Annotated in this window: 30 protein-coding genes and 1 tRNA gene; 11 read left to right on the top strand and 20 right to left on the bottom strand. The window is 62.0% G+C overall.

Annotated features, from left to right (window positions below; translation table 11 throughout):
* Window positions 1-325: 325 nt before the first annotated feature.
* A complete protein-coding gene (hemA, locus tag C0606_03990; protein ID PLX37473.1) occupies window positions 326-1,600 on the bottom strand; it encodes a 5-aminolevulinate synthase in 1,275 nt (424 codons plus the stop codon).
* Window positions 1,601-2,019: 419 nt separating this feature from the next.
* Window positions 2,020-2,592, bottom strand: a complete 573-nt coding sequence (locus tag C0606_03985) for a hypothetical protein (GenBank protein PLX37472.1) — start codon at window positions 2,590-2,592, stop codon at window positions 2,020-2,022.
* Between the two features lie 268 nt (window positions 2,593-2,860).
* Here C0606_03985 and C0606_03980 point away from each other — a divergent pair, with 268 nt between their 5' ends.
* A complete protein-coding gene (locus C0606_03980) occupies window positions 2,861-3,313 on the top strand; it encodes a hypothetical protein (GenBank protein PLX37471.1) in 453 nt (150 codons plus the stop codon).
* A 17-nt stretch (window positions 3,314-3,330) separates the two neighbouring features.
* Here the strand turns inward: C0606_03980 and C0606_03975 are convergent, their stop codons facing one another.
* The 11 genes from C0606_03975 to C0606_03925 form a co-directional block, all read right to left on the bottom strand.
* Window positions 3,331-3,552 carry a DNA gyrase inhibitor YacG gene (locus C0606_03975; protein PLX37470.1) on the bottom strand — a complete coding sequence of 74 codons (222 nt, stop codon included), beginning with the start codon at window positions 3,550-3,552 and terminating at the stop codon, window positions 3,331-3,333.
* A 35-nt stretch (window positions 3,553-3,587) separates the two neighbouring features.
* Window positions 3,588-4,394, bottom strand: a complete 807-nt coding sequence (locus C0606_03970) for a 3-oxoacyl-ACP reductase (protein PLX37469.1) — start codon at window positions 4,392-4,394, stop codon at window positions 3,588-3,590.
* A 65-nt stretch (window positions 4,395-4,459) separates the two neighbouring features.
* A complete protein-coding gene (locus C0606_03965; protein ID PLX37468.1) occupies window positions 4,460-5,971 on the bottom strand; it encodes an AMP-dependent synthetase in 1,512 nt (503 codons plus the stop codon).
* A 172-nt stretch (window positions 5,972-6,143) separates the two neighbouring features.
* Entirely contained in the window at window positions 6,144-6,752 is a 609-nt protein-coding gene (locus tag C0606_03960) for a septum formation inhibitor Maf (GenBank protein ID PLX37467.1), read from the bottom strand.
* A 72-nt stretch (window positions 6,753-6,824) separates the two neighbouring features.
* Window positions 6,825-7,043: a translation initiation factor IF-1 gene (locus C0606_03955; GenBank protein PLX37466.1), complete on the bottom strand. Its 219-nt coding sequence runs from the start codon at window positions 7,041-7,043 to the stop codon at window positions 6,825-6,827.
* 151 nt (window positions 7,044-7,194) lie between these two features.
* Window positions 7,195-7,599 (bottom strand): protein-tyrosine-phosphatase, encoded by a 405-nt coding sequence (locus tag C0606_03950; protein PLX38656.1) that lies wholly within the window; start codon window positions 7,597-7,599, stop codon window positions 7,195-7,197.
* Between the two features lie 60 nt (window positions 7,600-7,659).
* Window positions 7,660-8,151 carry a hypothetical protein gene (locus C0606_03945; GenBank protein PLX37465.1) on the bottom strand — a complete coding sequence of 164 codons (492 nt, stop codon included), beginning with the start codon at window positions 8,149-8,151 and terminating at the stop codon, window positions 7,660-7,662.
* 21 nt (window positions 8,152-8,172) lie between these two features.
* The gene (gene hisD / locus C0606_03940; GenBank protein PLX37464.1) at window positions 8,173-9,465 is read right to left on the bottom strand and encodes a histidinol dehydrogenase; all 1,293 of its coding nucleotides are present in this window, start codon (window positions 9,463-9,465) and stop codon (window positions 8,173-8,175) included.
* A gap of 121 nt (window positions 9,466-9,586) precedes the next feature.
* Complete coding sequence (locus C0606_03935) at window positions 9,587-10,033, bottom strand: DUF2948 domain-containing protein (GenBank protein ID PLX38655.1); 447 nt, start codon at window positions 10,031-10,033, stop codon at window positions 9,587-9,589.
* A gap of 244 nt (window positions 10,034-10,277) precedes the next feature.
* Entirely contained in the window at window positions 10,278-11,567 is a 1,290-nt protein-coding gene (gene murA, locus C0606_03930; protein PLX37463.1) for a UDP-N-acetylglucosamine 1-carboxyvinyltransferase, read from the bottom strand.
* A 148-nt stretch (window positions 11,568-11,715) separates the two neighbouring features.
* Window positions 11,716-11,907 (bottom strand): hypothetical protein, encoded by a 192-nt coding sequence (locus tag C0606_03925; protein ID PLX37462.1) that lies wholly within the window; start codon window positions 11,905-11,907, stop codon window positions 11,716-11,718.
* A 231-nt stretch (window positions 11,908-12,138) separates the two neighbouring features.
* Between C0606_03925 and C0606_03920 the strand changes: the two genes are divergently transcribed.
* A tRNA-Thr gene (locus C0606_03920) sits at window positions 12,139-12,213 on the top strand.
* A 28-nt stretch (window positions 12,214-12,241) separates the two neighbouring features.
* Window positions 12,242-13,912, top strand: coding sequence for an integrase (locus C0606_03915; protein PLX37461.1), 1,671 nt, complete (start codon window positions 12,242-12,244; stop codon window positions 13,910-13,912).
* A gap of 46 nt (window positions 13,913-13,958) precedes the next feature.
* On the opposite strand, the gene C0606_03910 is transcribed toward C0606_03915, so the two are convergent.
* Entirely contained in the window at window positions 13,959-14,162 is a 204-nt protein-coding gene (locus C0606_03910; protein ID PLX37460.1) for a hypothetical protein, read from the bottom strand.
* Between the two features lie 296 nt (window positions 14,163-14,458).
* Between C0606_03910 and C0606_03905 the strand changes: the two genes are divergently transcribed.
* The 7 genes from C0606_03905 to C0606_03875 all read left to right on the top strand — a co-directional run bounded on the left by C0606_03905 (window position 14,459) and on the right by C0606_03875 (window position 19,615).
* Entirely contained in the window at window positions 14,459-15,550 is a 1,092-nt protein-coding gene (locus C0606_03905; protein PLX37459.1) for a hypothetical protein, read from the top strand.
* A complete protein-coding gene (locus C0606_03900; protein ID PLX38654.1) occupies window positions 15,547-15,966 on the top strand; it encodes a BRO domain-containing protein in 420 nt (139 codons plus the stop codon). The genes C0606_03905 and C0606_03900 overlap by 4 nt, the downstream gene beginning before the upstream one ends.
* A 609-nt stretch (window positions 15,967-16,575) precedes the next feature.
* Complete coding sequence (locus C0606_03895) at window positions 16,576-17,301, top strand: hypothetical protein (protein ID PLX37458.1); 726 nt, start codon at window positions 16,576-16,578, stop codon at window positions 17,299-17,301.
* Window positions 17,298-17,582 (top strand): hypothetical protein, encoded by a 285-nt coding sequence (locus C0606_03890; protein PLX37457.1) that lies wholly within the window; start codon window positions 17,298-17,300, stop codon window positions 17,580-17,582. The genes C0606_03895 and C0606_03890 overlap by 4 nt, the downstream gene beginning before the upstream one ends.
* Window positions 17,583-18,028: 446 nt before the next feature.
* On the top strand, window positions 18,029-18,688 hold the full coding sequence (locus tag C0606_03885; GenBank protein ID PLX37456.1) for a succinoglycan biosynthesis protein: 660 nt from the start codon (window positions 18,029-18,031) through the stop codon (window positions 18,686-18,688).
* Complete coding sequence (locus C0606_03880; protein PLX37455.1) at window positions 18,685-18,891, top strand: hypothetical protein; 207 nt, start codon at window positions 18,685-18,687, stop codon at window positions 18,889-18,891. Before C0606_03885 ends, C0606_03880 begins: the two co-directional genes overlap by 4 nt.
* A gap of 157 nt (window positions 18,892-19,048) precedes the next feature.
* Window positions 19,049-19,615 carry an integrase gene (locus tag C0606_03875; protein PLX37454.1) on the top strand — a complete coding sequence of 189 codons (567 nt, stop codon included), beginning with the start codon at window positions 19,049-19,051 and terminating at the stop codon, window positions 19,613-19,615.
* Between the two features lie 91 nt (window positions 19,616-19,706).
* On the opposite strand, the gene C0606_03870 is transcribed toward C0606_03875, so the two are convergent.
* The 6 genes from C0606_03870 to C0606_03845 form a co-directional block, all read right to left on the bottom strand.
* Entirely contained in the window at window positions 19,707-20,081 is a 375-nt protein-coding gene (locus C0606_03870; protein PLX37453.1) for a hypothetical protein, read from the bottom strand.
* 468 nt (window positions 20,082-20,549) lie between these two features.
* Window positions 20,550-21,308 carry a hypothetical protein gene (locus C0606_03865; GenBank protein PLX37452.1) on the bottom strand — a complete coding sequence of 253 codons (759 nt, stop codon included), beginning with the start codon at window positions 21,306-21,308 and terminating at the stop codon, window positions 20,550-20,552.
* A 117-nt stretch (window positions 21,309-21,425) separates the two neighbouring features.
* The gene (locus C0606_03860; protein PLX37451.1) at window positions 21,426-21,617 is read right to left on the bottom strand and encodes a hypothetical protein; all 192 of its coding nucleotides are present in this window, start codon (window positions 21,615-21,617) and stop codon (window positions 21,426-21,428) included.
* A 451-nt stretch (window positions 21,618-22,068) separates the two neighbouring features.
* Complete coding sequence (locus C0606_03855; protein ID PLX37450.1) at window positions 22,069-22,503, bottom strand: hypothetical protein; 435 nt, start codon at window positions 22,501-22,503, stop codon at window positions 22,069-22,071.
* Window positions 22,504-22,667: 164 nt separating this feature from the next.
* Complete coding sequence (locus C0606_03850) at window positions 22,668-24,128, bottom strand: two-component sensor histidine kinase (protein PLX37449.1); 1,461 nt, start codon at window positions 24,126-24,128, stop codon at window positions 22,668-22,670.
* A complete protein-coding gene (locus C0606_03845; protein ID PLX37448.1) occupies window positions 24,125-24,859 on the bottom strand; it encodes a DNA-binding response regulator in 735 nt (244 codons plus the stop codon). The genes C0606_03850 and C0606_03845 overlap by 4 nt, the downstream gene beginning before the upstream one ends.
* Window positions 24,860-25,028: 169 nt before the next feature.
* Between C0606_03845 and C0606_03840 the strand changes: the two genes are divergently transcribed.
* Window positions 25,029-25,598 carry a calcium-binding protein gene (locus C0606_03840; protein ID PLX37447.1) on the top strand — a complete coding sequence of 190 codons (570 nt, stop codon included), beginning with the start codon at window positions 25,029-25,031 and terminating at the stop codon, window positions 25,596-25,598.
* The last annotated feature ends 33 nt before the right edge of the window (window positions 25,599-25,631 follow it).

Raw genomic sequence — 25,631 nt, 5'->3', positions numbered from 1 at the left:
AGAAGCCGGAAGAAACGGATTTGGCGCCCAATAGGTTACGGCGCCCGAAACCGCTTAAGCGTTCTGGCTCACGATCCCGGCGAGAGAGACAACGACAAGCAAAAAATCTCCATTCGGTTGGTTGCGTCGAACGCGCAACGGGGCAATGCCCGTTTGGTTCTCGCAACGATGCGGGTTTTCCGACCCGATGGCCCCAATGTGCGCCTCGCATTGCGACGATTCAAGGGCGTCCGGCGCGAAGGGACTGCGACAAAAGAAAACTGGCGCGCCCCGGGTTCGGAGCGCGCCAGCTCAATCTCGTTCACATCTGGTCCGGGTCGGACGCTCAGCCACCCGCGGCCGGGAAGATCGCGACCTTCTTGGCTGCGTCCGGCTCATTTGCGTGGTTCGACGGTGCCCGCTCCAGGCCGAGTTCCGCCCACACGTCGCACAGCGCGTCGCACAGATGGTCGATCAGCGCGTCATCGTGGAACGGCGTCGGCGTGACGCGCAGCCGTTCGGTGCCGCGCGGCACGGTCGGGTAGTTGATCGGCTGGATGTAGATGCCGTGCTTCTCGAGCAGCAGATCGCTCGCCCGCTTGCACTTCTCCGGATCGCCGACCAGCACCGGAACGATGTGCGTTTCCGACGGCATCACCGGCAGGCCGGCGGCGGACAGAACGTCCTTGGCGCGCTGCGCCTGACGCTGCTGGCCTTCGCGTTCCGCGTTCGATGCCTTCAGATGTTGGATCGAAGCCGTTGCCGCGGCGCACAGGCCGGGCGGCAGGGCGGTCGTGAAGATGAAGCCCGGCGCGTAGGAGCGCACCGCATCGACGATCGCAGAGGTCGAGGTGATGTAGCCGCCGAGAACGCCGAACGCCTTGGCGAGCGTGCCCTCGATGACGTCGAGGCGGTCCATCAGGCCTTCGCGATCGGCAATGCCGCCGCCGCGCGGGCCATACATGCCGACCGCATGCACTTCGTCGATATAGGTCATTGCGCCGTACTTGTCGGCGAGATCGCAGATCTTCTCGATCGGGCCGATATCGCCGTCCATCGAGTAGACCGATTCGAACACGATCAGCTTGGCGCGTTCCTTGCCGGCCGCCTTGAGCAGCTCTTCGAGATGTTCGACGTCATTGTGACGGAACACCTGCTTGTGCATGCCCGAGCGGCGCACGCCCTCGATCATCGAGGCGTGGTTGAGCTGGTCGGACAGGATCAGACAGTCCGGCAGCAGCCGTGCGATGGTCGAGATCGCGGCTTCGTTCGAAACGAAACCGGAGGTGAAGACCAGCGCCGATTCCTTGTTGTGCAGATCGGACAGCTCGTTCTCGAGCTGAACCAGCGGATGGTTGGTGCCCGAAATGTTGCGTGTGCCACCGGCACCGGCGCCCATGCGCCCGACCGTGTCGCGCAGCGCGCCCATCACGGACGGGTGCTGCCCCATGCCGAGATAGTCGTTCGAACACCAGACGGTGATTTCCTTTTCGACGCCGTCCTTGCGCCAAATCGCGCGCGGAAATCGACCGGCCATGCGTTCGAGATCCGCGAAGACGCGGTAGCGCTTTTCGTCCTTAAGCGCGTCCACGGCGCTCTGAAAGAATGCGTTGTAATTCATCTTTCCGCCTTCAATTGCCCCTCACGCGAAACCCTAGTGTTTCCGGCTGCAAAAGTCTAACGGTCAGAATGCCGCGTTGTTGTGCAACTGCGAAAACACAAAGCATCCGAAGCATTTGAGACTGAGGGAGGTTTGCCTTTCATCCCCCGTCGGGAAACCCGAACTCTCGTCGTAAATGCCGCTTCGGATACGCGGATAGAATGTCCAAGTTCGTTGAACAGTCTAGAGCGGTATTTGCCTTATTTTGGAGCCGCTCGAATTGATCGACGACAATTAATGTCGTTTTCCGAGCCGAATTTCAGTCGCCTTGCGGCTTGCTCGCGAAGGATACGGCAACGATGCCGTTCCCGGGGACACCCCGGGCCAGACGAAACGGCGCGAGGTCCCTGAATTGACGCGGCGTTTCCCCGGAGCCGCGATCAGCGACGGTTGAAGGTGAAATCGGCCGCCGTGAAGGTCTTGCCGGACGATACCTCGGTAACGCTAACGACAAGTCGGTAGCTGCTCTTGCCCTTCAGCGTGATCGTCACCTTGCCGCGTGCGATCACGGTCTGGCGGTTGTCGAAGGTGACGGTGGTGAACGTCGCGCCCGAGCCGGTCGGCTTGCCGGTCGATTTGGTCGTGCCGTCCTGGCTGCCGGTCGTCAGAAGGCTGCCGGTCAGCTGGCCGGTATTGGCGAGATAGCCGAGCGAACCGGCAACCTTGATCTTCGCCTGTGCGCCGGCGCACTTGCCGCTGTTCTTCAAAAGCGTTCCGTCGCGCGCCAGCGTGCTGGTCAGCTGGCAGATGACGTTCTCGGGCGCCTTGTCCGCACTTTCACGAACGACCCCTCGGCCCTTGAAAGAGCCGGAGATCGCAGCGAGGAAATCGGTGCCGGCATCGGCGCTCGCCGGAACGGGGGCCGCAGCCGACAGGGCGGCAATGGCGCAGGCCGCAATGCCAACGCGCCGGACGGCGCGGAACGGCAGGGGAAACGCGAGATTGAACGTCACGGGCAGAAATCCTTCGTAGATCCGGTTGGCCGGGAAAATGCCGGCGGTTGCCGGCAGAATAATGACAGACCTGTCGATTCGACGGCGCCGGTTTTGCCAGCGCTCTGTGTCGGATTGAATTTGTCGCTTCTATGGCATCGCCGCCGAGCCATGCTATAGCCGACACCATATGGACGCCTTGGCGAGTCGCTGATTCGCACGGCGTTCCGGCCCCGAACCGGGGGCCGAAGACCAGGCAACCGTTTTCCAGGGGGCGAGACGTTTCGCGATGGCTGCCACATTCGCAAGTGATCTTCTGCAATCCGCACAACTGTTCAAGACCGTCTTCGACGAGAGGCTGCAATCCATCGGACTGACGGCGGAAAGCTATGTTCTGCTGCAGGCCGCCGCCGACTGGGACGGTCGGCCGTGGCGGTTCCTCGTGCAGTGGCCGGCGACCGGCTCGCGCCAGACCAACAATGCCATCCTGCAGGAATTCATCAATCAGGAATGGATTGCCAAGATGGCGATGCCGAACAAGCCGAAGGGCAACGCCATTGCCATGCTCGATGGCGGTCGCGCCAAGCTTGCAGAAGCGATGGCGGTTGAACGCCGCCTGGCCGCCGAAGTCCTCGTCGGCACCAAGCCCGAAGGGCTGTCGGCGCTTGCGGCCGTCTTTGCCGCCATGCAGGAAAACCTCGGCAGCCTCGTCAGCGACCAGAACGGCAACGGCGACGACTGAGCGCTTTCAGTAAAGCCTCAATACGGCTCCTCGCCGCCGCTCGTGCCGCCGTCTTCCTCGACGACGGGCACGGCGTAATGGCCGGTCAGCCAGCGGTTCAGATCGACATCGGCGCAGCGTTTCGAGCAGAACGGAAAGAACTTCCGGCTCGACGGCTGGTCACAGATCGGGCAGGGGCGGGTCCGCCGCAACGGTTCGACGTTGTCGCCTGCGGGCGCGGTTTTGCTCTTGTCGGTCATTGCGGGCCGTCCGGAGGTCTGGTGAGAATCTCCGCTCAGGAATATTTCAACGTGATGCCGCCGTCGACCAGCAGTTCGATGCCGGTGACATATTTCGACTCGTCGGACGCCAGAAACAGCGCCGCATAGGCGACATCCCACGCGTCGCCCATATGGCCCATCGGGCACTGGCCGTCGCGCACCTTCCACATCTGCTCGACGTCACCGTCGGCATATTCCTGTGCCAGCCCGACGGCCTTTTCCACCATGGGGGTCTTCAGCAGCCCCGGCAGCACCGCGTTCACCCGCACATGCTTCGGCGCGTACTGCACGGCGGTCGTGCGCGTCAGATGGTTCATCGCCGCCTTGGTCGCGTAGTAGGTGGCGTAAGGCACGCCCGTGTAGCGGATCGAGGCGATCGACGAGATGTTGACGATCGAGCCGCCGCCCTGCGCTTCCATGATCGGGATGACGTGCTTCATGGCGAGAAACGCGCTCTTCAGATTGATGTTGAAGACGCGGTCCCATTCCTCTTCCGGCAGTTCGACGACGCCGCCGACTTCGGCGATGCCGACATTGTTGTCGAGCACATCGATCCGACCGTAGGTTTCCATGCAGGCGGCCACCATCGCCTTGATGTCGTCATGGCGCGAAATGTCGGCCTGCCAGGCCGTTGCCTCGCCGCCCTCGCTGCGGATCAGTTTGGCGGTCTCTTCGGCCGCTGCCATGTTGATGTCGACGCAGAAGACCTTGGCGCCTTCGCGGGCAAACAGCACCGAGGTCGCCTTGCCGTTGCCCCAGCCGGGTCCAATCGAACCCGCGCCGACCACCAGCGCCACCTTGTCCTTGAGACGTCCCGTCATGATGTGTCCTCTGTTCGCGGCCCGATGCCGGGCGTGTTCCTGTGTCAGCCCCGGCGGGCCGAAAATCAGCCCTTGCGGGAATTGTCGATGTCGCGCAGTTCCGTCTTGAGGATCTTGCCGTAATTGTTCTTCGGTAGCGCATCGACGAAGACGTAGTCCTTCGGCCGCTTGAAGCGGGCGATCTCCGACAGGCACAGCGCGTCGAGTTCCATCGCCTGCGTGTCGCCGACCACATAGGCGACGACCACCTCGCCCCATTCCGGGTCGGGCCGGCCGATGACGGAGACCTCGCGCACATTCGGGTGCTTCAGGAGCACCTCCTCGACCTCGCGCGGATAGATGTTGGTGCCACCGGAAATGATCAGATCCTTGGAACGATCCTTCAGCGTAAGGAAGCCGTCGTCGTCGAAGGCGCCGACGTCGCCGGTGTGCAGCCAGCCGCCGCGCAGCGCGGATTCGGTCGCGTCCGGGTTGTTCCAGTAGCCGGGAATGACCGTGTCGCCGCGCACCAGCACCTCGCCGATCTCGCCGGTCGCAAGCGTGACGTCGTCGCCGTCCGCAATCCGCACCTCGACGGCGGAATTGACCAGACCGGCGGAGCCGAGCCGCTCCATCCAGCGCGGATGCTTGCGATCGGCGATCGCCCATTTCGGCAGCACCGTCGTCGTCATCGGCGTTTCGCCCTGGCCGTAGATCTGCGCGAAACACGGGCCGAAGCGGTCGAGCGCGCGCAGCGTGTCGGCCGTGTGCATCGGCGCACCGCCCCAGATGATGGTGCGGATATGGCCATCGGGCACCGTGTGCGGGCTTTCCACCAGCCGCTTGATCATGGTCGGCGCCGCGAACATCGAGGTGCCCGGCCGCTTGGTGAAGAAGTCGAGGATTTCCGAGGGCTCGAAGCCGCCCGATTCGGCCACCGCATTGACCGCGAAACGGCCGACATGGGCCATGATGTAGAGCCCCGAGCCGTGGCTCATTGGTGCTGCGTGCAGCAGCGTTTCGCCCGGCATGGTCGGGTCTACGTCGCTCATATAGGCGAACGACATGGCGGTCAGATTACGATGGGTCAGCATCGCGCCCTTCGGCCGGCCGGTCGTTCCCGACGTATAAAACAGCCATGCGAGGTCGTCCGGACCGCATTCGGCAAGCGGGAGCTGGTCGTCCCCGAACAGCGCCTCGTAGTCCGGTCCGCCGATCGGCACCAGCGCTTCCAGCGTATCGGGGCGGTGTTGGGCGATTTCCGCATCGAGCCCGACGCTGGCGAACGCCACCCGGCTGCCGGAGTTCTCCAGTATCCAGCCGATCTCCGCGCCATGCAGCTTGGCGTTGACCGGAACGGCGGCAAGACCCGCCCACCAGATGCCGTACAGCGTTTCGAGATAGTCGGCGGAGTTCTTGGCAACGATCGCCACCCGGTCGCCGGCGGACAGGCCGAACCGCCCACGCAGGGTGGCCGCCAGTTGCGCGGCACGCATGGCAAAGCCCGCGTAGTCGCGCACGACCGTTTGCCCGCGCATGATCGCCGGCAGCAAGCCGTAACCGAGACCGGCCCGGCGAAGCCAGACGGCAATGTTCATGGCAATCCTCCCCTTGACGGAATGCAGGCCGCGCTGATCGCAGCCGCCGTCATCCCGGACGTCTCTTGATTGGTGCACCGGCGAAAACCGACGCTCTTTGAAGGGAGTAGAAAACGTCGGCCGGGCGATGGCAAGGGGAAACCCGTTGAATGGCCCGCCGGCCAGGGCGGCATCAACCGCCGTGGATCGGGAAACCTTCACCGCCGAGCAGGGCGATTGTCTCGTAGAGCGGCAGCCCGACGACATTGGTGTAGGAACCGCTCAGATTGACGACGAATGCGCCGGCACGGCCCTGGATCGCATAGCCGCCGGCCTTGCCGCGCCATTCGCCGGAATCGAGATAGGTCTCGATGTCGGCGCGCGACAGGCGCTTGAAGCGCACCTTGGTCTCGACCAGCTTGTGGCGGATTTCAAAGCTCGGCGTCACAAGGCAGACGCCGGTATAAACGCGGTGGCTGCGGCCCGACAGAAGTTCGAGGCAATATTCCGCGTCGTCGAGCGTCTCGGCCTTCGGCATGATTCGCCGCCCGACGCCCACCACGGTGTCGGCGGTCAGAACGTAGCTGCCGGTAAATTCGCTCGCGCGCTCGACCCACATGCGTGCGACTTCCGCCTTGGTGCGCGAAAGCCGATTCGCCAGGCTGCGCGGCGACTCGCCCCGGTTCGGCGCTTCGTTGATGTCGGTCGGATGCAGATGATCGACGTCGAGCCCGGCCTGCTCAAGCAGCGCCAGCCGCCTGGGCGATCCGGATGCCAGAATGAGTTTGGGGCGGTCGGTCATGGCGGGCTACCGGTTGTGAATGTCCTTGGGTTCGACGATCACCGGCCGCAAGCCTTCGGGCCCGCCGACCGCTTACTTGAATCGGTAGGTGATCCGGCCCTTGGTCAGATCGTAGGGCGTCATTTCGACCAGCACCTTGTCGCCAGCCAGCACGCGAATGCGGTTCTTGCGCATCCGGCCCGCCGTATGGGCGATGATTTCGTGGTCGTTTTCCAGTTTGACGCGAAACGTCGCATTGGGGAGGAGTTCGGTAACAACACCGGGAAACTCCAGAATTTCTTCCTTCGCCATGCCTGTCCTTGGCTCGTAAATCTGGGAATGTGCCGGGAAACTAACGGATTGTCGGCAGAAAGAAAACCGTTTCCTTGGCCGGGCAAGAAAACTATTGCGCATGGCAGATCCGCGTTTGCGGAATCGGTGCGCCGCGCCCCGTTCTCGGCGATCAAACGCTCGGCGTCGGCGACCAGTCGAAGCGCGCCTTGATGCGCTCCATCAGGCTGTCGCGCACGGCCCGGTAGGCATCGAGAATCTGCTCGCGCGAACCGCCGGCGAGCGTCGGGTCGGCCGTCGGCCAGTATTCCACGTCGATCGCTTCGCTGCGGGTCAGTTCCAGCGCCTTGTGGTGCGCTTCCGGCGCCAGCGTGACGATCAGGTCGAAATGGATGTCCTCAAGATCATCGAGGGTCTTGGGCTGGTGCCCGGAGATGTCGAGACCGATCTCATCCATCACCGCGGTGGCGAAAGGATCACGTTCGCCGCGCCGCACGCCGGCCGATGTCGTGTAGATCTGGCGGGGAAAGAGCTGCTTCATGATGGCGGAGGCCATCGGGGAGCGGACCGCATTCATGCTGCAGGCGAACAGCACGGCTCCAGGGCGCCGGCTTTTCGCTGGAGGGGCGTCCAACGGCTAGCCCTTCCAGTGCAGCGCGCAGACCAGCGTGAACAGCCGGCGCGCTGTGTCCATATCGACTTCGATCTTGCCGTTCAGCCGGTCGCGCAGGATCTGCGAACCGTCATTGTGAACTCCGCGCCGGCCCATATCGATGGCCTCGATCTGGCTCGGCGAGGCGGTCTTGATCGCCGTGTAGTAGCTTTCGCAGATCAGGAAGTAATCCTTGATGATCTTGCGGAACGGGGTGAGCGACAGGATGTGCGCGACGACCGGCGCGTTCGCCTCGTCGTTGATCTCGAAAACGAGTTTGGACTCGATGATGCTGATCCTCAGCCGGTAGGGACCCTGGTCGTACCCTTCGGGGCGGAACTCGTTTTCTTCCAGCAGGTCGTAGATGGCGATGGCGCGCTCGTGTTCCACATCCGGTGTCGAGCGCGCGATGGACCGTTCATCGAGGAGGACCTCGATGAGCCTGTCCGTCGTTGTCTGGGATGCGCGCTCGTTCATGCCCGACCGTTTCTGGTTCGCTCACATATTGAGGCGGATCGAGACCGATCGCCCGTGCGCCTCGAGACCTTCCGCGTCGGCAAGCCGGACGACCGCCGGGCCGAGCGTCTTCAGCGCTTCCGCAGAACAGCGCAGGATCGATGTGCGTTTGACGAAGTCGAGCACCGAAAGGCCGGACGAGAACCGTGCCGAGCGCGCCGTCGGCAGCACGTGGTTGGACCCTGCAACGTAGTCGCCGACCGCTTCGGGCGTGTGATGGCCGAGAAAAACGGCGCCGGCATTGCGGACCTTGGCAAGCAGCGCTTCGGGGTCGGCAACGGCGAGTTCCAGGTGTTCCGCCGCGATCCGGTCGACCAGCGGGATCGACTCGTCCAGCGTCTCGACGGAGATCAGCGCGCCATAGTCACGCCAGCTTGCCGAGGCGATCTCGCCGCGCGACAGGGTCTTGAGCTGGCGTTCGACAGCGGCTTCCACATCGGCCAGCAGCCGCGGCGAATCGCTGATCAGGATCGACTGCGCGGAAGCGTCGTGTTCCGCCTGCGCCAGCAGGTCGGCTGCGAGCCAGTCCGGATTGTTGTCGGCGTCGGCGACGATCAGCACTTCCGACGGGCCGGCGATCATGTCGATGCCGACGGTGCCGAAGACCTGCCGCTTGGCAGCCGCCACATAGGCGTTGCCCGGGCCGACGATCTTGGCGACCGGCGCAATCGTCTCGGTGCCATAGGCGAGCGCCGCAACGGCCTGCGCCCCGCCGATCCGGTAGACCTCGTGCACGCCGGCAAGCTTGGCGGCCGCCAGCACCAGCGGGTTGGTGATGCCATCCGGTGTCGGCACCACCATGGCTATGCGCTCGACGCCCGCGACCAGCGCCGGCACCGCGTTCATCAGCACCGAGCTCGGATAGGCCGCCGTGCCGCCCGGCACGTAGAGGCCGACCGATTCCACCGCCGTCCAGCGCGAGCCGAGTTCGACACCGGCCGAATCCACATAGCGGTCGTCGCGCGGCATCTGTCGGCCGTGATGGGCGGCGATGCGGTCGCGCGCCAGCGTCAGCGCCTTCAGCGTTTCCGCGTCGACTTGCTCGATCGCCGCGTCGATTTCGTCCTGGCTGATGCGCAGGCCCTTTTCGCTGAGGTCGAGGCGATCGAAGCGCCCGGTCAGCTCGATGACGGCTTCGTCGCCGCGCTTGCGAACGTCGGCGATGATCGCGGCGACCGCGGCGTCAACATCTGCGGCGGCCTCGCGCTTGACCGACAACAGGGCGCGGAAGCGCTCTTCGAAATCGCTGTCTTTGGAGTCGAGTGTGACGGCCACGGGCTTATCCTGTTCGTTCCATTTACCGCTGGAAGCGGTATTTGTCGCTTTCGGCTTTCTTTTCAACGCACCATGGTGCCGCAGAAAGGTTAGCCGTTTGTCTCGTTCGCGCTGCCTTCGGTCATGCATCCTCGCCATGCGAGGGCCTGGCTTTCGTCGTCCACGCAGCGCCGAGATCGGCAAGCTGCGCCTCGAGGCAGTCGACGGCAAGCCGCATGCTGCCGCCACCGGCAAAAGTCAGCGTGATCGTTCCCGCCGGAGCTTCATCCGCGCTTTCCTCGAAACGGATCGTCAGCAGCGAAAGGACCTGATCTGCATCGCCCTGCGGGATACCGGAAGCCTGAACGCGCCCGACCTGATCGAAATGCAGCGCGGCAAGGCGCCGTTCGAAGCCACGCTTGCGCTTGCCGCCGGCCTTTTCCCAGACGAACCGGTTCATCGTCACGACGAGACGCCGTTCGCCCTGCAGCCACGCGATATCGCCGACCTTCAGCACCGCGTCCTGGGTGAAGGCGGACAACACATCGAGATCATCGGTGTCGAGGGCGACGAGCTTAACAGGCTCCATCGAAGTCGGGCTTCCGGGCTTGTGGTTGACGGTGTTCGACCGGCGCGATGCGGTCGGCGCGGTGTTGGCGCGACGACGACCCGGCTGGTTGCCGGTTTCGCGCGCGAAATGACCGGCCTCTGTTAGCGCGTCGGCGCGTTCTACGCAATTGCACGATAGCGGAAAACCCGGCTCGGCCAGTGTTTCCACGCTCCGCGCCACAGAACGCCGCGCTTCGCCGTGGGGTGTCGGGTTGAAGCCGGCGCTATGCCGCGAGCCGCTCGATGGTGGCGCCGCAGCGCGCGAGCTTCTCTTCCAGCCGCTCGAAACCGCGGTCGAGGTGATAGATCCGGCTGACCGTCGTTTCGCCTTCTGCCGCCAGACCGGCGATCACCAGCGACACCGAGGCGCGCAGGTCGGTCGCCATCACCGGCGCGCCGTGCAGCTCCTTGCAGCCCACGATAGTGGCCACCTGGCCGTCGAGATGGATCTTCGCGCCGAGGCGGGCGAGTTCCTGCACATGCATGAAGCGGTTCTCGAAGATCGTCTCGGTGATGTGCGAGACGCCGTCGGCGCGCGTCATCAACGCCATGAACTGCGCCTGCAGATCGGTCGGAAAGCCCGGATGCGGTGCTGTCACGATATCGACCGGGGCGATGCCGCCGCCGCTGCGGCGCACCCGCAGGCCTTCATTCGTCTCGGTGATCTCGGTGCCGGTGCGGCGGATCGCGGCAATCGCTGCTTCGAGCAGATCGGGACGGGCGCCCTGCAGCACCACGTCGCCGCCGGTCATCGCCACCGCGATCGCATAGGTGCCGGTCTCGATGCGGTCGGGCAGGACCCGGTGGGTATAGGCGTGCAGCTTGTCCTGACCCTGAATGCGGATCGTCGAGGTGCCGGCGCCTTCGATTTTCGCGCCCATGCCGATCAGGCAATCGGCGAGATCGACGATTTCCGGCTCGCGCGCGGCGTTTTCAATCACCGTCTCGCCGCGGGCGAGCGCCGCCGCCATCATCACCGTATGGGTCGCGCCGACCGAGACCTTCGGGAACACGATCTTGTTGCCGATGAGGCCGTTCGGCGCCTTCGCCTCGACATAACCGCCGGTGATGTCGATTTCCGCGCCGAGCGCGGTCAGGCCCTGAATGAAGAAGTCGACCGGACGGGTGCCGATGGCGCAACCGCCCGGCAGCGACACCCGCGCCTGGCCCATGCGCGCCAGAAGCGGGCCGATGACCCAGAAGCTTGCCCGCATCTTCGAGACGAGATCATAGGGCGCGGTCGTATCGACGATGGTCTTGGCCGAGATCCGCACCGTCTGGCCCGACATCGGGTCGGCGCCGCGGCGCTTGCCGGCGATCGTGGTGTCGACGCCGTGATTGCCGAGGATCTCGAACAGCTGGCGCACGTCGCGCAGCCGCGGCACGTTTTCGAGCGTCAGTGTCTCGTCGGTCAAAAGGCTCGCGATCATCAGCGGCAGGGCGGCGTTCTTGGCGCCGGAAATCGGGATGGTGCCGTTCAGCGGGGAGCCGCCGACAATGCGAATCTTTTCCATGTAACCTGTCCGTTCTGCGATCGCCGCGAGCGCGGGATCCGGGATGCGGCGGCGGAAAATTGTCCGCCGTTTCGCCGTTGTCGGCACGCTTCTGCCCGTGACGGCGGGGAAATGCAAGGTTTTCCGCCAAATGAGGCTGATCAATGGCCTATTCGGAAGAGGGCGTATCGCCGCCATCCGTGGCCGGCGCTTCAGCATCCGTCTCGTCCGGCCCGGCGTCGCGGGCGCGCTGACGATCCTTGCGCCGGCGCAGATTGTCGCGCAGCGCGGCCGCCAGCCGTTCCTGCCGGTCGGATGGGCCCGAAGAGCCCTTGCCGGATGTCTGTTTTGCCTTGCTCATGCGCGCTCTTTACACCGGCTGCGCGGCTCGCTGCAAACCTCCGTGCGCGGCTTGTTCGAAAGGTGATGCCGATTGCGCGTGCCGAGGCGCTTGCATCGGCGCGGATGCTGTGGCAAAAGGCGTGCCGTTGCAGCGGCGGATCGCGGCTGCACGGCCCTTTCGCTTAAGCACAAGACCTGCGCGGAAGGCGCCTGACGCCGGCGAAGCCTCGCTTCCACGTTTCCGGCCCGGGCTGCGGTAGCTCAGTGGTAGAGCACTCCCTTGGTAAGGGAGAGGTCGTGAGTTCAATCCTCACTCGCAGCACCATTCCTTCTCCTTGAATGGAAATAACTAATTGATATTGGCTTGCTTTCGGCTGTCCCTCTGGTACACAGGGATGGTTCACATGAGCCTTACTATGCCTTCACCGTGGAAGCACACCATCACGGGGGTCTACTACCTTCGACAGCGCGTCCCCACCGATCTGGCGAAACAGGCCAAGGGTCGTACGATCACGCTTGTGATTGGCGGCAAACCTCGGCAGGTGAAGATCGGTGATGCGGTCAAGGTCTCGCTCGGCACGAAGAGCCCGACCGAGGCCAAGGAAATCTTCCGCGACACAGATGCCGCCCTGCAGGCCATCTGGGCTCGTTTGCGCGGAGGGTCGCAACGGCTCTCCCATAAGCAAGTTCAGGCGTTGTCCGGGCTGCTCTATGCGGCCTTTGCGGACGCCTTTGACGAAGACCCCGGAAAGCCGGAGCGTTGGTCCAATGCGCTGGCGATGAACGCCCGTGCAGCGGTTGGCGATCTAACCGGGTTGAAGATACCGCGTCCGACCGACGACACCCGGCGATCCATGGAGGAGCGGTTCGGCGGGTTGGTGGATGCCGTCCTCTCTGTGCAGGGGATCGAAACCGATGCTGATAGTCGCTCCCGACTTATCGACGCTGCAAAAGATGCGCTGGACCAAGCCGCGCGTTTGAACCTTGCCAAGGCGAACGGTGACTATTCCCCCGACCCGCAAGCTGGTCGCTTCCCCGAATGGACACCGCCAGAAGCGGCAATAGAGCCATCCGCATCGGTGACGATCACGGGCTTGTTCGAGGAGTGGAAGGCGGAGAGGGCTCGGCTAGGTGGGTCGATTACATCGGCCCGCCGCTGGGCCATCGTTGTGAGGCAGTTCGTGGCCTATCTGGGTCACGATGATGCTCGCAGAGTCTCGAGGGCCGATATCGTGCGTTGGCGTGATGAACTGACCGCAAGCGGCTCGGTGAGCGCGACAACATTCGGAAAGGTGAACCGGGCAGCGCTTAGTGCCGTGTTCTCGAAAGGCGTTGACCTATTGAGGCTTACGGAGAACCCGGTCGCGGGGCTCCGGGTGCCAAAGGAGAAACGCGAGGTCTTGCGCTCGCCGGACTTCACCGATGTCGAAGCTGAGGCGATCTTGCGAGCGGCAATTGCAGCGCCGGATGCGCCGGGTCGAACCCAATGGCGAATGCGCATGGCTCAAAGGTGGGTGCCGTGGCTGTGTGCCTATACCGGGGCGCGTGTCTCCGAAATGACGCAGTTGCGCCGGGAGGATGTGAGAACCGAAGAGGGCATCCCCTATCTGTTGATCACGCCAGCTGCAGGAGCGGTGAAGACTAAGAAGGCCCGCTCCGTTCCGCTGCACTCGCATCTGGTCGAACAGGGCTTCCTTGACTTCGTGAACGCTTGCGATGATGGCCCGCTCTTCTATGCCTCAGACAGCCCCGCAGAACGCCCATGGGAGCCTGTCTCTGGGCATTTGGCGACATGGGTGCGGAAAACTGTGGGCATTTCCGACGAGGGAGTTAGCCCGAACCACGGTTGGCGTCATCGGTTCAAGACTGTTGCGGATGAGGTCGATATTTCGACGAAGTTCTCTGATGCGATCTGTGGGCATGCCCCTCGGACGGAAGGCGAGCGCTATGGCCAGCGTTCATTGAAGACGCTCGCTCGCGAGATAGCCAAGCTCCCCCGGTACGATCTCGACACCCACGAATGAGAAGAGGCCGTCCTTCGGCGGCCCCTCGGTTCTCCCTGTTGGGCGTTCACTTGGCAGCGAACATGCGTGCTGGCGTCCAGTCTGCCCAAGCGCCGTTCTGCCTCCGCCGAAGTGACCACCGGCGATGCTCCCCGTTTTCCCAGTGGAACCACTCTGACCGGTCGGCAATGAAGGCCCAGTTCGGGGTCTCGATCATGATTGCCGAGAAGCCGCGATTGCCGAACAGGAAGTCGTTAATTTGGATTTCCATGAATGTATTCCCTGTGTGTTAGATGCATGATGATTCTGCATCAAATAAAAATGTCGTGCAATTGAAATAAAAACACACTAGTGGGACGAATATTGGGCACACTAGTGGGATTAATATTTTGCGATATGAATGTTATCAGCGCGGTAAGGGGTGGTTATTGAGAACACTAGTGGGATTAATGGTTTTATGACCTGTTTTGCGGTGGTGGTGCGACAATATTTTCTTGTGGGGTCGCGCTCCCCCTGACCACCTATGACCACCCTCGCGGTTCCCTTCGGGTCGCCCGGTACAATGGCTTGGCGCTCTTCGTGATGAAGGACGTGTGCGCCATCCTCGGTGAGCCGTGGGGCAACACCTCGAAGGCAGGTAAGTGGGTCGATGGGGTCACCGGCACCTACCAGATGGGTGGCAATGGCACCCGCATGATCTCTGAGACGTGGTTGCCTCATGCCTTCGCCCGCCTCGGCCTCGATGAGGATGGCCGTCTCTGGAAGTGGATCGAGGATAACGTCCTCTACAGCCTCTCCAAGGCCGTCGTCCCTGCCAAGCCCAAGACCACCCTCCCGGCCACCTCGGAAACCGCCAAGACCAAGCCGGTGGTGATCGTTGAGGATGGCAAGGTGTTCGCCACCAGCAAGGACGTTGCCGACTTCTTCAGCAAGGAGCACGCGAACGTTCTGAAGGCCATCGACCGCCTTTTGGACGATGACCCGGAAGCCCGCGTCAATTTTGACGAGGGGTGTTACACCCATGAGCGGACCGGCTCTCAGCAGCACCGCCAGTTCAACATGGACAAGGACGGCTTCGCTCTCCTCGCCATGGGGTTCACCGGAGCGAAAGCGGCGAAGTTCAAGCGGGCCTACATCAACGCCTTCAACGACGCCTTGGCAGAGATCGAGCGTCTCCGGTCGCAGCCCTCTGTCCCAGCTCTGCCTGACTTCTCCAGTCCGTCCGACGCTGCCCGCGCTTGGGCTGCCGAGTACGACCAGAAGGTCATCGCTCAGCAGGAAGTGAAGCTGCTGGAGGGGAAGGTCGAGGAGATCGTGGAGAAGGTCGACGAGGCCAACGCCAAGATCGCCGAGCTGGAACCCAAGGCTGCCATCGGTGGGCGTATTTCCAACCGGAAGCTGCGCACAATTTTGTGCCCAGTGATTGGCTCGCTCTGGTGGGGATGCTCAATATTGAGCAGCGGGGTACCTCTTTCCCGGAACCATTGGGAACCTATGTCTGGCGCTGAAAAAGCTCACCACAATTTTGTGGAGGCCCCTAGGGCGCACACTGTTCTGTTCATCGGTTTCTTGGCATCACTACGAGCTCCCGCGAAACAGATGTCGATACCTTACTCCCCAAAATTGGGGGCAAAGGCTGGCTTGTCCGAATGGCAATGACCACCTCTACCTCTCTTCGCACTTTCAACTACCTGACCAATGCCATCCGCGTGGTCGACATCGACGGCAAGCCGTGGTTCGTCGCGGCTGACGTCTGCCGGGCTCTCGGCCTGCTGAATGCTTCTCGTGCCACCTCTCCGCTTGGGGAGCACGAAAAGGGGCTTCAAGTTTTGAACACCCCCGGTGGACAGCAGTCGATGACCGTCATCGCCGAGTCCGGTCTCTACAAGCTCGTCCTGCGTGCCCACCGGTCCAACCCGGCAGCCGCTGAGTTTCAGGACTGGGTCACCCGTGACGTTCTCCCGGCCATCCGCAAGGACGGTGCCTATGTGATGGGCGAGGAGAAGGTGGTGAGTGGCGAGATGAATGAGGACGAGCGAGCCGTGAGCGACAGGGGCTTGGACCGTTCTGGTTAGGGCCTCGGATGATTGGTTGTGTCGAGACGATATTCGCCTACCCTTAATTGCCCACACCTTAAGGTAAAAGAGGAGGGGGGAGCCCCATGACACCCCCAGAGGTAAGCCAGAGGATATCCAGATGAGGACCTAGGCGACCCCCTAGGCTAAGACCACCATAACCATCCAGACCTAGACCCCTCTAGGATAGACCTATGAAGGTATCAGGACCGACAATCGACAGAGCATAGCCATGATGCCTGATTGGGGTTCCTGATCGTGTCATAGATGTTGGTCCGGGTGGTACGATCACCATCACCCTTCCTGTCTACTCCCCATGCCTGCCCTCATGTCGTCTCTGCCTGCCAGATGCTTCGCATGGTGCCATCCCATGCCGTCCATCTGATCGACCAGAGAAGAGCATGAAGCTACCCGCACAGTCTGTCCCATAGACACCCGGCTTCCGGGAGTGCGGTCGGTCTTCGGTCCTCGTGACCGTCGACCATCGTTCCTCAACGTGTGTGTGCGTGTCGGTCTGGTCTTTCCGGTTCCCCTGCCGGACGGGCCAGACCTCGCACGTCTCGTTGTCGGAACACGCCTCGCCCCAATCACACTCGTTGAAGAACTCCCATGACCATGAACACCAGTACCAGCGCCATCGCCAAGGATGGCGTGGAACGACTCCTGTCGTCCCTCAAGACCGATCTGTCGGACCTGATCGACCATGTCCGCAGCACAGCCGAAGCCGAGGAACGGGCAAAGCCCCGCCAGCGCATCGATGAGGTGCTTCGCGATGCCTTCACCGGCCTTGCCCCCGCCGATGCCGCGACCCTCGCCACCCGCCTGTCGGTGGTCCTCAATAGTGCCCTCGTGGGCAGCTTGTCTGGCTTGACGGGTGCTTCGTCCACGGCTGCACCCATGTCGTCCGTCGTGCGTCCCAAGGCCGTTGTGATGGAAAAGCCCTTTGCGCAGGCAGGGGGCACTCATCGGGGAGCGGTCACTGCGGCAACACCCGAGCCCTCGAAGGCTGTTGAAGCTGTCGAAGAGGCGCCCACCACCACGGACACCATCAAGAGCGACCCCGCCGAACGTATCGAAGAGGCTTGGCGTCTGGTCCTCGGTGGCGAGGCAACCTCCTACATCCTGTCCCGTGGCCTCTGTTCTCACCAGACCGTCGCGGTGATGCGCGGTGTTGCCCGACACCTTGGCGAGGAAGCCCATTCCCTGCCGTGGGTCGAAGCTCGGTCCCGTAAGTCCGAAGAGGACAAGCCTAGCGACCCCGAGGACAGCGCCACCGCAGCGCCTTGGGAAGACGATGACACCGACCCGGACGAAGGCGAGGAGGCGTCGGAATGACCCTTGTCGTCACCATCCGTCCCTCGAAGCTCACAAGCCGGTGGCAGGAGTATGCCGCGTTCTTCGAAGGCGAGTGTCTTGTTCCGTCGCAGCGTGAGCAGGGCCTTGCCGCTTGCCGTGCTCTGGTCGAGCGTGGCCACAGCGGGCGCATGGAACTCTATGGGGAAGGTGAACCTCATCCGCGTCTGATCTTCCCCGATATCGCCAATGCCGCGAAGCTCGCCCTCTATGAAGGTGACAAGGGTTTCTCGACGGTCCCCTTCAAGCCGTGGGGAGCATAGAAGCCCGGATAGGCCCTAGAAGGCCTGCGGGGTCGCTAAAAACCGGGTGGAATGGATTGGCGAGGGTGTTGGTACCCGAACCACTACAAACCCGGAAAAATGCCACCCCCGGAAGCGAGGAGACGGTGAGAGCTACGCCCCGTGGCATTCCTGTCTCCGCGCCTCTGCGACCACCCCGGATATTTGGCAGAAAAATCCGAGGCGGCAATCAGATATGTCGTACCGGCCAGTTCCCCCGGCTGGGGGTGCCTGGGTAAAGGTGCTCCTAGTGGTCATCGTTCGGCCATAGCATTGGTGCCGCTTCGTTTTTCTCTGAACAGGTAGACAAAGTGGACGTACTATCCACTCGGCTATCGACCTTTCCCATGTTGTTCGCACCCCGGAATGTTCGGGGGTGGGAATCTCTCGCTCGTTAAGCACAATGGCCGTGCGATTGGGGAGGCGATATGCGGTTTGTGATTGCGGCTTTGGCGATGCTGGTGGCTATCGGTTCCGCCTCGGCACTAGAGATGCGCGGCAAAGCGTCCATCATTGATGGCGATACGCTGGAGATCGGGCGGCAGTCTATTCGCCTTCACGGTATCGATACCCCGGAGGTTGGCCAGAAGTGCCAGACCTCGACCGGAAAGAAGTGGCGTTGCGATCAGGACGCCATGGACCGCCTTCAATCGCTTATCCATGGCGAGATCATCTGCACCGGTACGGAGTACGACGACTACGACCGTTTGCTCGCTCACTGCCTTTCTGCGGACGGTACCGATATCAATCGTGTTCTGGTCGCTGAAGGCTACGCATGGGCCTTTGTCAGGTATAGCCGCGACTACGTTGCCGAGGAGGAAGCCGCTCGCTCGGCTGGTCTCGGTATCTGGCAAGGCGATACCCAACCCGCATGGGAGTATCGCGCCGACAAGTGGAAGGTGGCCAAACAGAAGGCTCCAGACGGATGCCCGATCAAGGGCAATATCTCGAAGCATGGCCAAATCTACCACCCACCATGGTCTCCTTGGTACAGTCGCACCGAGATCAGCCCCGAGAAGGGCGAACGTTGGTTCTGTTCCGAGAGAGAGGCGTTGGACGCCGGATGGCGTGCGCCGAAGTGGCGATGAATGAGAAGCGATCTGTGCGCGAAGCCTATGCCGCGCTGCTAGAACAGTTGGAGGCTGCACAGTCGGCAGCGTCCGATCTGGAACTATCCCTTGCCGTCTATCTCATCGGCTGTGCGCGGGATGAGGTCCAACAGCAGTCGGAGCAGATACGCTTGCCGCCTGCCGAGTTCCACTCTCCATCATCCCCCGACAAATCGTCCTGAGCTTGGCTCGCTAGGCGTCCTGAAGGGGGGGCGACCCATTGCGTCCTATTTGGGTATACCCAAGCAGGGCGCTATTTTTTTGTCCTATATGGGTTGATATCGAGATAAATAGGACGTATTGTCCCGATAGTATAAGACCCTAACAGGACATATCGCCATGAAGATCGGATATGCTCGCGTCTCCACAGTCGGACAGAACGAGGCTGCGCAGATCGACCTCCTGCAGAAGGCAGGCGTCAATGACGGTCGCCTCTACATCGACAGGGCGAGCGGCACGAACAGAGACAAGCGCCCGGAGCTAGCACACGCGATTAGCGCTCTTCGTCCCGGCGACTCGTTGGTGGTCACGCGCCTCGACAGGCTGGCCCGTTCCGTCACCGACCTCTTTCAGATCGTCACCGAGATACGCGCCAACGAAGCCGACCTGATCGTCACAGAGCAGGCCATCGACACCACGAGCCCGACCGGCAAGCTCATGTTCACGTTGCTGGGGGCGTTCGCGGAGTTCGAAAACGACCTGCGCCGGGAACGACAGGCCGAAGGCATCGCCAAGGCGAAAGCCAAGGGCAAGTACCGGGGGCGTCAGAAGTCCATCGACCGCGAGGCAGTGGTTGCGGCATGGCAGGCCGGTGAAAGCCCGTCCGCCATCGCCAAGCGCCTCGGCATCGCCCGGTCGGGCGTCTATCGCATCGCCAGCGAAGAGCAGGCAAAGCGCCCGGCGTGAGCGAGATGGCGCAGCAGGGGCGGTGTAGCGTGTCGTGATGCTGCCTATCCTGATTGCGCAGAAGTGATGTGCGCGAAGGCGACGAGGCTTTTCACGGTGTTTGCGTCGGGGCGATAATGGGTTTTCGTAGCAGGGGTGCGATGAAAGAAGGGACATATGCAATCTGCTCCCACATTAATGCCGTTGGGAGATCGAGTATCTTTAAGTCAGTATCGTTTCCAAGTTCGGAATTTAATTCTTTAGTTGAGCGCCGATATTGGAGTAATTCATCGAAAGATGTGGCTGAGGCATGCAAGGTGTCCCAAACAAACAAAGCGCGGTCTCTGAACGTCAGGTCGAACCCCGACGCAAGCGTAACAAGCCACAACTCGAAGCCGCGTCGTATGGACTCGGTCTCGTCTATTGACATATGCGTCTCAAATCCAAATCGTTTCATTTCTTTCTTTGCCATCTTGCTATAATGCATATGGAGATTCCGAGTTTCTTCGATCTTATTATAAAGTGCAGATACCTCAACATAGGTGGAGGATGTCGGTGCGTCTAGAATTCGACTTATAATATTCGTGTTTGAAAACGCCTGATATCGATAATCCTGCGAGTAAAGCAATATATCGGCCCGCTCATGCATTGTTGATTGTTCAAGGTGCCACTGAAGTTCTTTGGTGCACATGCTGGCGCGAGCGGACAATGCTTTTTTCGCAAGCCAAGAAATCATTTACGTTTCCCACCATTTCGTATGTTCGTCTAGCCGGTCCGGCGACTGGGAAGTGGACAAATACAAACCAACGCCAATCACGGCCTTAATTCGGTTTCACTAACAAGAGATCAGTTCCCTTCGAGCGACGTATCTTGCGTGCCTCGATCAGCCCCAACCGCTCTTTTTAAGTGTACGGGATATCGAAATTAAGGAACACGCAAAGTCGTGCCGATTGTTTCACCCAAACTGAACGGAGGAAACGGCTTCGCGGGCCCTTCTCATCTTCTCTCCCGGCGTTCCTTCGCCGCGAATGTAGGCGCCGAAATGGCCGTTTCCCTTTGAGGGGTGAGATGCGTGAACAAACAAGACGCCCCCAGCCTCATAAGCAACCTCGTTGATCTTGTTCAAGTTACCTCGTGAGCAGCCTATGAGATGGGATATATGCTTGATATAATTATCAGTATTCCCGAGCAGAACTACGAGCCGCGTCGCCTTGGGAAGCTGCCCGATATGGCGGTCAACGCATGCGGAGGTAAAGTGGTGGCCTGCGGAGCCCACCTTAAATGCGGGAACAACCTTCGGGCTTTCTGCGGAGAAACTGCCCTTCTTGGGGTCCATCCCGGTAAGTGAGCATCGGACGGCGCTGGCAAACGCGTACTCTTTCTCATCGGCTTGAAACCGCTGCTCGAAACGTCCGATGTCGTCTTCCACTAACAAGCCAACTGATTGCAAGACAGAGAGCAATCTGTGTCGGATGCCTTTGAAGGCGACGGCATCAAACGGCTCTCTGCGAAAGGCATTAGACTGGGTGTTTCCTTTGCTTACGCCTAGTACGAGTACGATGGGGTTTGCACTGCCCCAATGGCCAGGGTCGCGGACGAGGCGAAATGCGCCGTTTTCCTGAAGGTTGATTGACTGGTCGGGCCAGCAGACGCCGCAGCTCATGGGGCCGTGCTGGACACAGTTAGAGCGTACGTGGTCGCCATCATCTTGCATTTTGGGGTCGCTTTGCACTGACAGACACTTATCCGCAAGAAATATGGGGTCGAAGCGTCTACGGTGTTGAGAATGTCGGGAGGTCTTGCGGTGTTTAACTAGCCATCGGCAAGGCCGCTAAGTGAAAAACTCGAAGGCTGTCGAGATCACACCGTAGCCGGGAACAATGAGAGAAAGCACGACACCGACCAGAGAGCCCTGAATGGCCCAGTAGATCATACCAATTGGCGCGCTGGCACCCCACGCGATTGCGAGAACAGCCACAGCCACCCCGCCGAACTTGTCGGCGACATCGGCAATTATGCTCATGTTTGCTCCGAAAGAGATGCGCTACGAACCGAACGCTAGACTCTCGATACGCTCTCTCTCGAACAGTTGCAAGGAGGATGTTTGCAACTGAAAAACGCGCGTTTCATGGCCTATTGCACTGGGAGGTGTTACCGGGCTTTCACCCCGGAAATGGCGCCACGATACGCCTTTGTGGTTTTCGCCCCACTCTTGAGCCAACAGACTTTGAGCCTGCTGGTATAGGTGAAGGCCAGACATTCACGGTCGGCAGACCCTCGTGCACATGCCTTGTGGTGGCGTTACTCGTCTGGTACACATCTCGCTATCGACGGCCCGAAATAGCAATATAATACAGTTGGTTATGTGAGTGTCTCGCGTTTTCAATCCTCACTCGCAGCACCATTCCTTCCCCTTGAATGGCAATACCTGGATTAATGGCGTTTGCGTTGGGCGTAAATTGCAGGCCATGCGGCTACGATGTGGCGCGGAACGAGCGCAGGAACGTGTTCACGAAAGCATGGGACATGAAATCGCGCTGTGCGCGTTGCATGGTGTCGCTGTCACGCAGGGACTGGATATCCAGGAACCCTTGCTGTGCTTCGGCGGAGGCGTCCTGAAAGGGCATCCAGGCCATTTCCCAGTCACCGAAAACCCGCTCTTCGACGTCTTCGGATACGACGCGAATAATGCCGTCATGCCGCGGATCGTTCTGGATGCGCGTGAAACACTCCTCCACGGCGTCGCGGGGGCCCTCGAGGATCTGTAGGAAGTTTCCGTCGTGATAGACCAGCAATCCGGTGATGCCGGCACGCCTGTTACGTTCGCGGGCGACGGAAAGAATGTCTTCGACGTCAGGCGCTTGAAAAGAAGGCGCCGTAGAACTGAAGTAAATGAGACGATGCACCATTGCACAACTGCCCTGCGAACCGGTTTTTCAAATACCTATCTGATTTGGTGTTGAACGCAAAGCTTGCCGACGGACGCGTATTCTACCGACGCGTTTCGCAATGCAACATTTGATCTGCTTGCGAGTGACGCCGAAAAGCTGGTGCAGGCCCTTTTGCCGTGCCGCTAGGCATCATCCCCCGCGAGCGGCAGGGTGATGACCGCCTCAAGCCCGCCTTCCGCCCGGTTGGCGAGCGTGATGTCGCCGCCATGGGCGCGCAGGATGGTGCGGGCGATCGAAAGCCCCAGGCCGGTGCCGCCGGTGTCGCGCGAGCGGGATTCCTCCAGCCGTACGAACGGATCGAAGACGCGCTCAAGGGCGTCCGGCGCTATGCCGGGGCCATTGTCGGCAACGACGATGCGCGCCTGCGCGCCCTCATTTAAGACGTGGACAGAGGCGCCGCCGCCATAGCGCTGGGCGTTTTCTAACACGTTGCGCAGGGCACGGCGGATCGAGGTGCGGCGCAGACGCGTCGAAAGTGCAGGCAGGGGCGGCTCGGCTGCGATCTCGGGGCCCGTTTCGGAGACTTCGGCGGCAAGCTCGGTGACCAGCGCCGTTAGATCGACGGTTTCCGTCGCCTCGTCCTCAGAAATGCCGCGCGCATAGGCGAGGGTGGATTCGACCATTTCCTGCATCTCGTCGAGGATCGTCACCATGCGGGTGTGGGTCTCCTCGTCGTCGACCATCTCGGCGCGCAGGCGCAGCGCGGTGATCGGCGAGCGCAGATCGTGGCCGAGCGCGGCGAGCATCCGTGTGCGGTCGGAGAGCATGCGCGTGAGGCGCTCCTGCATGTCGGAAAAGGCCTTGGAAAGCGCCTGCACCTCGCGCGGCCCCGTCGTCGGCAGGGGAGGAATTTCTTCGCCGCGGCCAAGGTGGTCGGCGGCAACCGAGAGCCGCTGCAACGGTCCGGTTATGCGGCGCAGCCCGAACCAGAGCGCAATGATCAGCCCGCCGACCGTCAGGAGCAGCGTGGTGAAGAACATCGATGGCCGCTGGAAGTCAGGCCGGCGAAGCCGCATTTCCATGTTCAGCCATTCGCCGCCGGAAAGCAGCACGGCGACGCGCAGATGCATCGGGGGAACGCCGGGCGCCGCCATGCGGTTGCGAGCCCACGGCGGTGGCCCCCGTCGCTCGTCGCCGCGGTGCCGCTCGCCGAAGCGATCTTTGCCGTGACGCTCTGAGTTGCGCCACCGCCATCCCCGTTCGCGCCAGGGCAGCGGAACGGGTTCCAGCCGCGCCCGCAGATCCTTGCGCTGTTCTTCCGGCAGCAAGGCTCCGAGCCGGGCGACGATTTCCTCTGACGAGCCCTCGGACGCGGGAATTGACGCCTCTTTGTCGAGCGAGAAGCGGGCCGACGGCGAGGTCGCGGCGTCTAGGATGGTGGTACGGGTGTCGCCCTCGGCGCCGTCGAGCAGACGCGCGACGCTCGCAACCCGGTCGGCTGCCTCGAAGACAAGCGCGCGCCGCACCGCGTTGCTTCGCTCGTCGGTCAGCAGCCAGAAGCTGACCACCTGCGCGGCGACGAGGGCAAAGAGGATCAACAGCACGAGCTGGCCGAGCAGGCTGCGCGGAACGAGGCGCATCATGACAGGCTCCGCACATCGGCGACCAGCGAATAGCCGCCCGCCCGCACCGTGGTGATTATTTCAGGCTGTGCCGGATTGGCTTCGATCTTGCGCCTCAGCCGGCTGACCTGATTGTCGATGGTCCGGTCGAACACGGTGGCGCTGCGCCCGCTCGTCAGATCGAGAAGCTGTTCGCGCGACAGCACCACCCGCGGTCGCTCGAGGAACACCACAAGCAGCTTGAACTCCGCCGTCGTCAGCCGGACCTCTTCCTCGTCGCCGCCGCGCATGAGGATCCGCCGGTCGGTGTCGAGCACCCAGCCGGCGAATTCATAGCGCTGCCCGGTCAGCTCACCGGCGAAGGGTTCCGCCTTTTCCAGCCGGCGCAGGATCGACTTGATGCGGGCGAGCAGCTCGCGCGGGCTGAACGGCTTGGCGAGATAGTCGTCGGCACCGATTTCCAGCCCGACGACCCGGTCGGTTTCCTCGCCGAGCGCGCTCAGCATCAGGATCGGCGGGCCGCCCTTGTCCGACAGCCGCCGCGCGACCGACAGGCCGTCCTCGCCCGGCATCATCACGTCGAGCACGATGAGGTCGTAGCGCCCCGCCTTCAGGCAGGCGTCCATTTCCTTCGCGTCGCGCGCTGTCGTCGCGCGCAAGCCGTTCTTTTCCAGATAACGCGAAACCGCATCGCGGATCTCGCGATGGTCGTCGACGACAAGGATATGCGGGGTATGGGTCTGTTCGCTCATGGCGCCACTATAGCGAGCTTCGCGAGGCGTCAGAAAGAATGCTGTCACTGTCGGTAACAAAGCCGCGCTTTGCGACAGACTGATACAATTCTCGCTCGCGCTGGCATCCTTCTGCGACAAACGACCCCCAGTTTTCATGCATCGCAACGCAAACACACGAGGTGATGTTATGAAACGCACAACGATTGCAGCCCTCAGCCTGGCCACCGTGACCGTGGTCGGTACCGCTCTCGCAGTTCCGGCGGTCGCCGGCGGCTGGTGGAAGGGCGATTGCGGCCCGCGCGGCGGCTGGAGCCAGCAGGGCCAGTATGGCGGTCCCGGCATGTGGCAGGGCGGCCCGCGCGGCATGAAGGGTCAGTACATGCGCGGTCACGGCCGTGGTTTCGGCCCGGGCGGCATGCGCGGTCCGATGAACAACCCGATCTTCCAGACCTTCGACGAAAACAAGGACGGTACCGTCTCGCCGGACGAAGTCACGAAGGGCGTCGCGGCCCTGCAGGCCAAATACGATACCGACAAGAGCGGCGGTCTTTCGCAGACCGAGTTCGAGGCGCTGCACGCCGAGATGACCAGAAAGATGGCCGAGCGTCCGTTCCGCATGCTCGACGCCGATGGCGACGGTCAGGTCTCCGCCGACGAGATGCGCATTGCCGGCCAGATGATGTCCCGCTTCGCGCAGATGCGGAAGGGTTACTGGCAGGCTCCGCAGCCGGCACCCCAGCAGGCCCCGAACAACTAACGCGGCCGACAAGGGGGCACAGGCACGACCTGT

Source organism: Hyphomicrobiales bacterium (assembly GCA_002869065.1).
In the GTDB taxonomy this organism is placed as follows: domain Bacteria; phylum Pseudomonadota; class Alphaproteobacteria; order Rhizobiales; family Rhodobiaceae; genus Rhodobium.
This window is presented reverse-complemented; position numbering and strand designations above follow the sequence as displayed.

Coding starts and splice junctions, on each gene's coding strand:
- hemA (PLX37473.1), bottom strand. CDS start 1,600: ATGAATTACAACGCATTCTTTCAGAGCGCCGTGGACGCGCTTAAGGAC.
- C0606_03980 (PLX37471.1), top strand. CDS start 2,861: ATGGCTGCCACATTCGCAAGTGATCTTCTGCAATCCGCACAACTGTTC.
- C0606_03975 (PLX37470.1), bottom strand. CDS start 3,552: ATGACCGACAAGAGCAAAACCGCGCCCGCAGGCGACAACGTCGAACCG.
- C0606_03970 (PLX37469.1), bottom strand. CDS start 4,394: ATGACGGGACGTCTCAAGGACAAGGTGGCGCTGGTGGTCGGCGCGGGT.
- C0606_03965 (PLX37468.1), bottom strand. CDS start 5,971: ATGAACATTGCCGTCTGGCTTCGCCGGGCCGGTCTCGGTTACGGCTTG.
- C0606_03960 (PLX37467.1), bottom strand. CDS start 6,752: ATGACCGACCGCCCCAAACTCATTCTGGCATCCGGATCGCCCAGGCGG.
- C0606_03955 (PLX37466.1), bottom strand. CDS start 7,043: ATGGCGAAGGAAGAAATTCTGGAGTTTCCCGGTGTTGTTACCGAACTC.
- C0606_03950 (PLX38656.1), bottom strand. CDS start 7,599: ATGAATGCGGTCCGCTCCCCGATGGCCTCCGCCATCATGAAGCAGCTC.
- C0606_03945 (PLX37465.1), bottom strand. CDS start 8,151: ATGAACGAGCGCGCATCCCAGACAACGACGGACAGGCTCATCGAGGTC.
- C0606_03935 (PLX38655.1), bottom strand. CDS start 10,033: ATGGAGCCTGTTAAGCTCGTCGCCCTCGACACCGATGATCTCGATGTG.
- murA (PLX37463.1), bottom strand. CDS start 11,567: ATGGAAAAGATTCGCATTGTCGGCGGCTCCCCGCTGAACGGCACCATC.
- C0606_03925 (PLX37462.1), bottom strand. CDS start 11,907: ATGAGCAAGGCAAAACAGACATCCGGCAAGGGCTCTTCGGGCCCATCC.
- C0606_03910 (PLX37460.1), bottom strand. CDS start 14,162: ATGGAAATCCAAATTAACGACTTCCTGTTCGGCAATCGCGGCTTCTCG.
- C0606_03900 (PLX38654.1), top strand. CDS start 15,547: ATGACCACCTCTACCTCTCTTCGCACTTTCAACTACCTGACCAATGCC.
- C0606_03895 (PLX37458.1), top strand. CDS start 16,576: ATGACCATGAACACCAGTACCAGCGCCATCGCCAAGGATGGCGTGGAA.
- C0606_03890 (PLX37457.1), top strand. CDS start 17,298: ATGACCCTTGTCGTCACCATCCGTCCCTCGAAGCTCACAAGCCGGTGG.
- C0606_03885 (PLX37456.1), top strand. CDS start 18,029: ATGCGGTTTGTGATTGCGGCTTTGGCGATGCTGGTGGCTATCGGTTCC.
- C0606_03880 (PLX37455.1), top strand. CDS start 18,685: ATGAATGAGAAGCGATCTGTGCGCGAAGCCTATGCCGCGCTGCTAGAA.
- C0606_03875 (PLX37454.1), top strand. CDS start 19,049: ATGAAGATCGGATATGCTCGCGTCTCCACAGTCGGACAGAACGAGGCT.
- C0606_03870 (PLX37453.1), bottom strand. CDS start 20,081: ATGCATTATAGCAAGATGGCAAAGAAAGAAATGAAACGATTTGGATTT.
- C0606_03865 (PLX37452.1), bottom strand. CDS start 21,308: ATGCAAGATGATGGCGACCACGTACGCTCTAACTGTGTCCAGCACGGC.
- C0606_03860 (PLX37451.1), bottom strand. CDS start 21,617: ATGAGCATAATTGCCGATGTCGCCGACAAGTTCGGCGGGGTGGCTGTG.
- C0606_03855 (PLX37450.1), bottom strand. CDS start 22,503: ATGGTGCATCGTCTCATTTACTTCAGTTCTACGGCGCCTTCTTTTCAA.
- C0606_03850 (PLX37449.1), bottom strand. CDS start 24,128: ATGATGCGCCTCGTTCCGCGCAGCCTGCTCGGCCAGCTCGTGCTGTTG.
- C0606_03845 (PLX37448.1), bottom strand. CDS start 24,859: ATGAGCGAACAGACCCATACCCCGCATATCCTTGTCGTCGACGACCAT.
- C0606_03840 (PLX37447.1), top strand. CDS start 25,029: ATGAAACGCACAACGATTGCAGCCCTCAGCCTGGCCACCGTGACCGTG.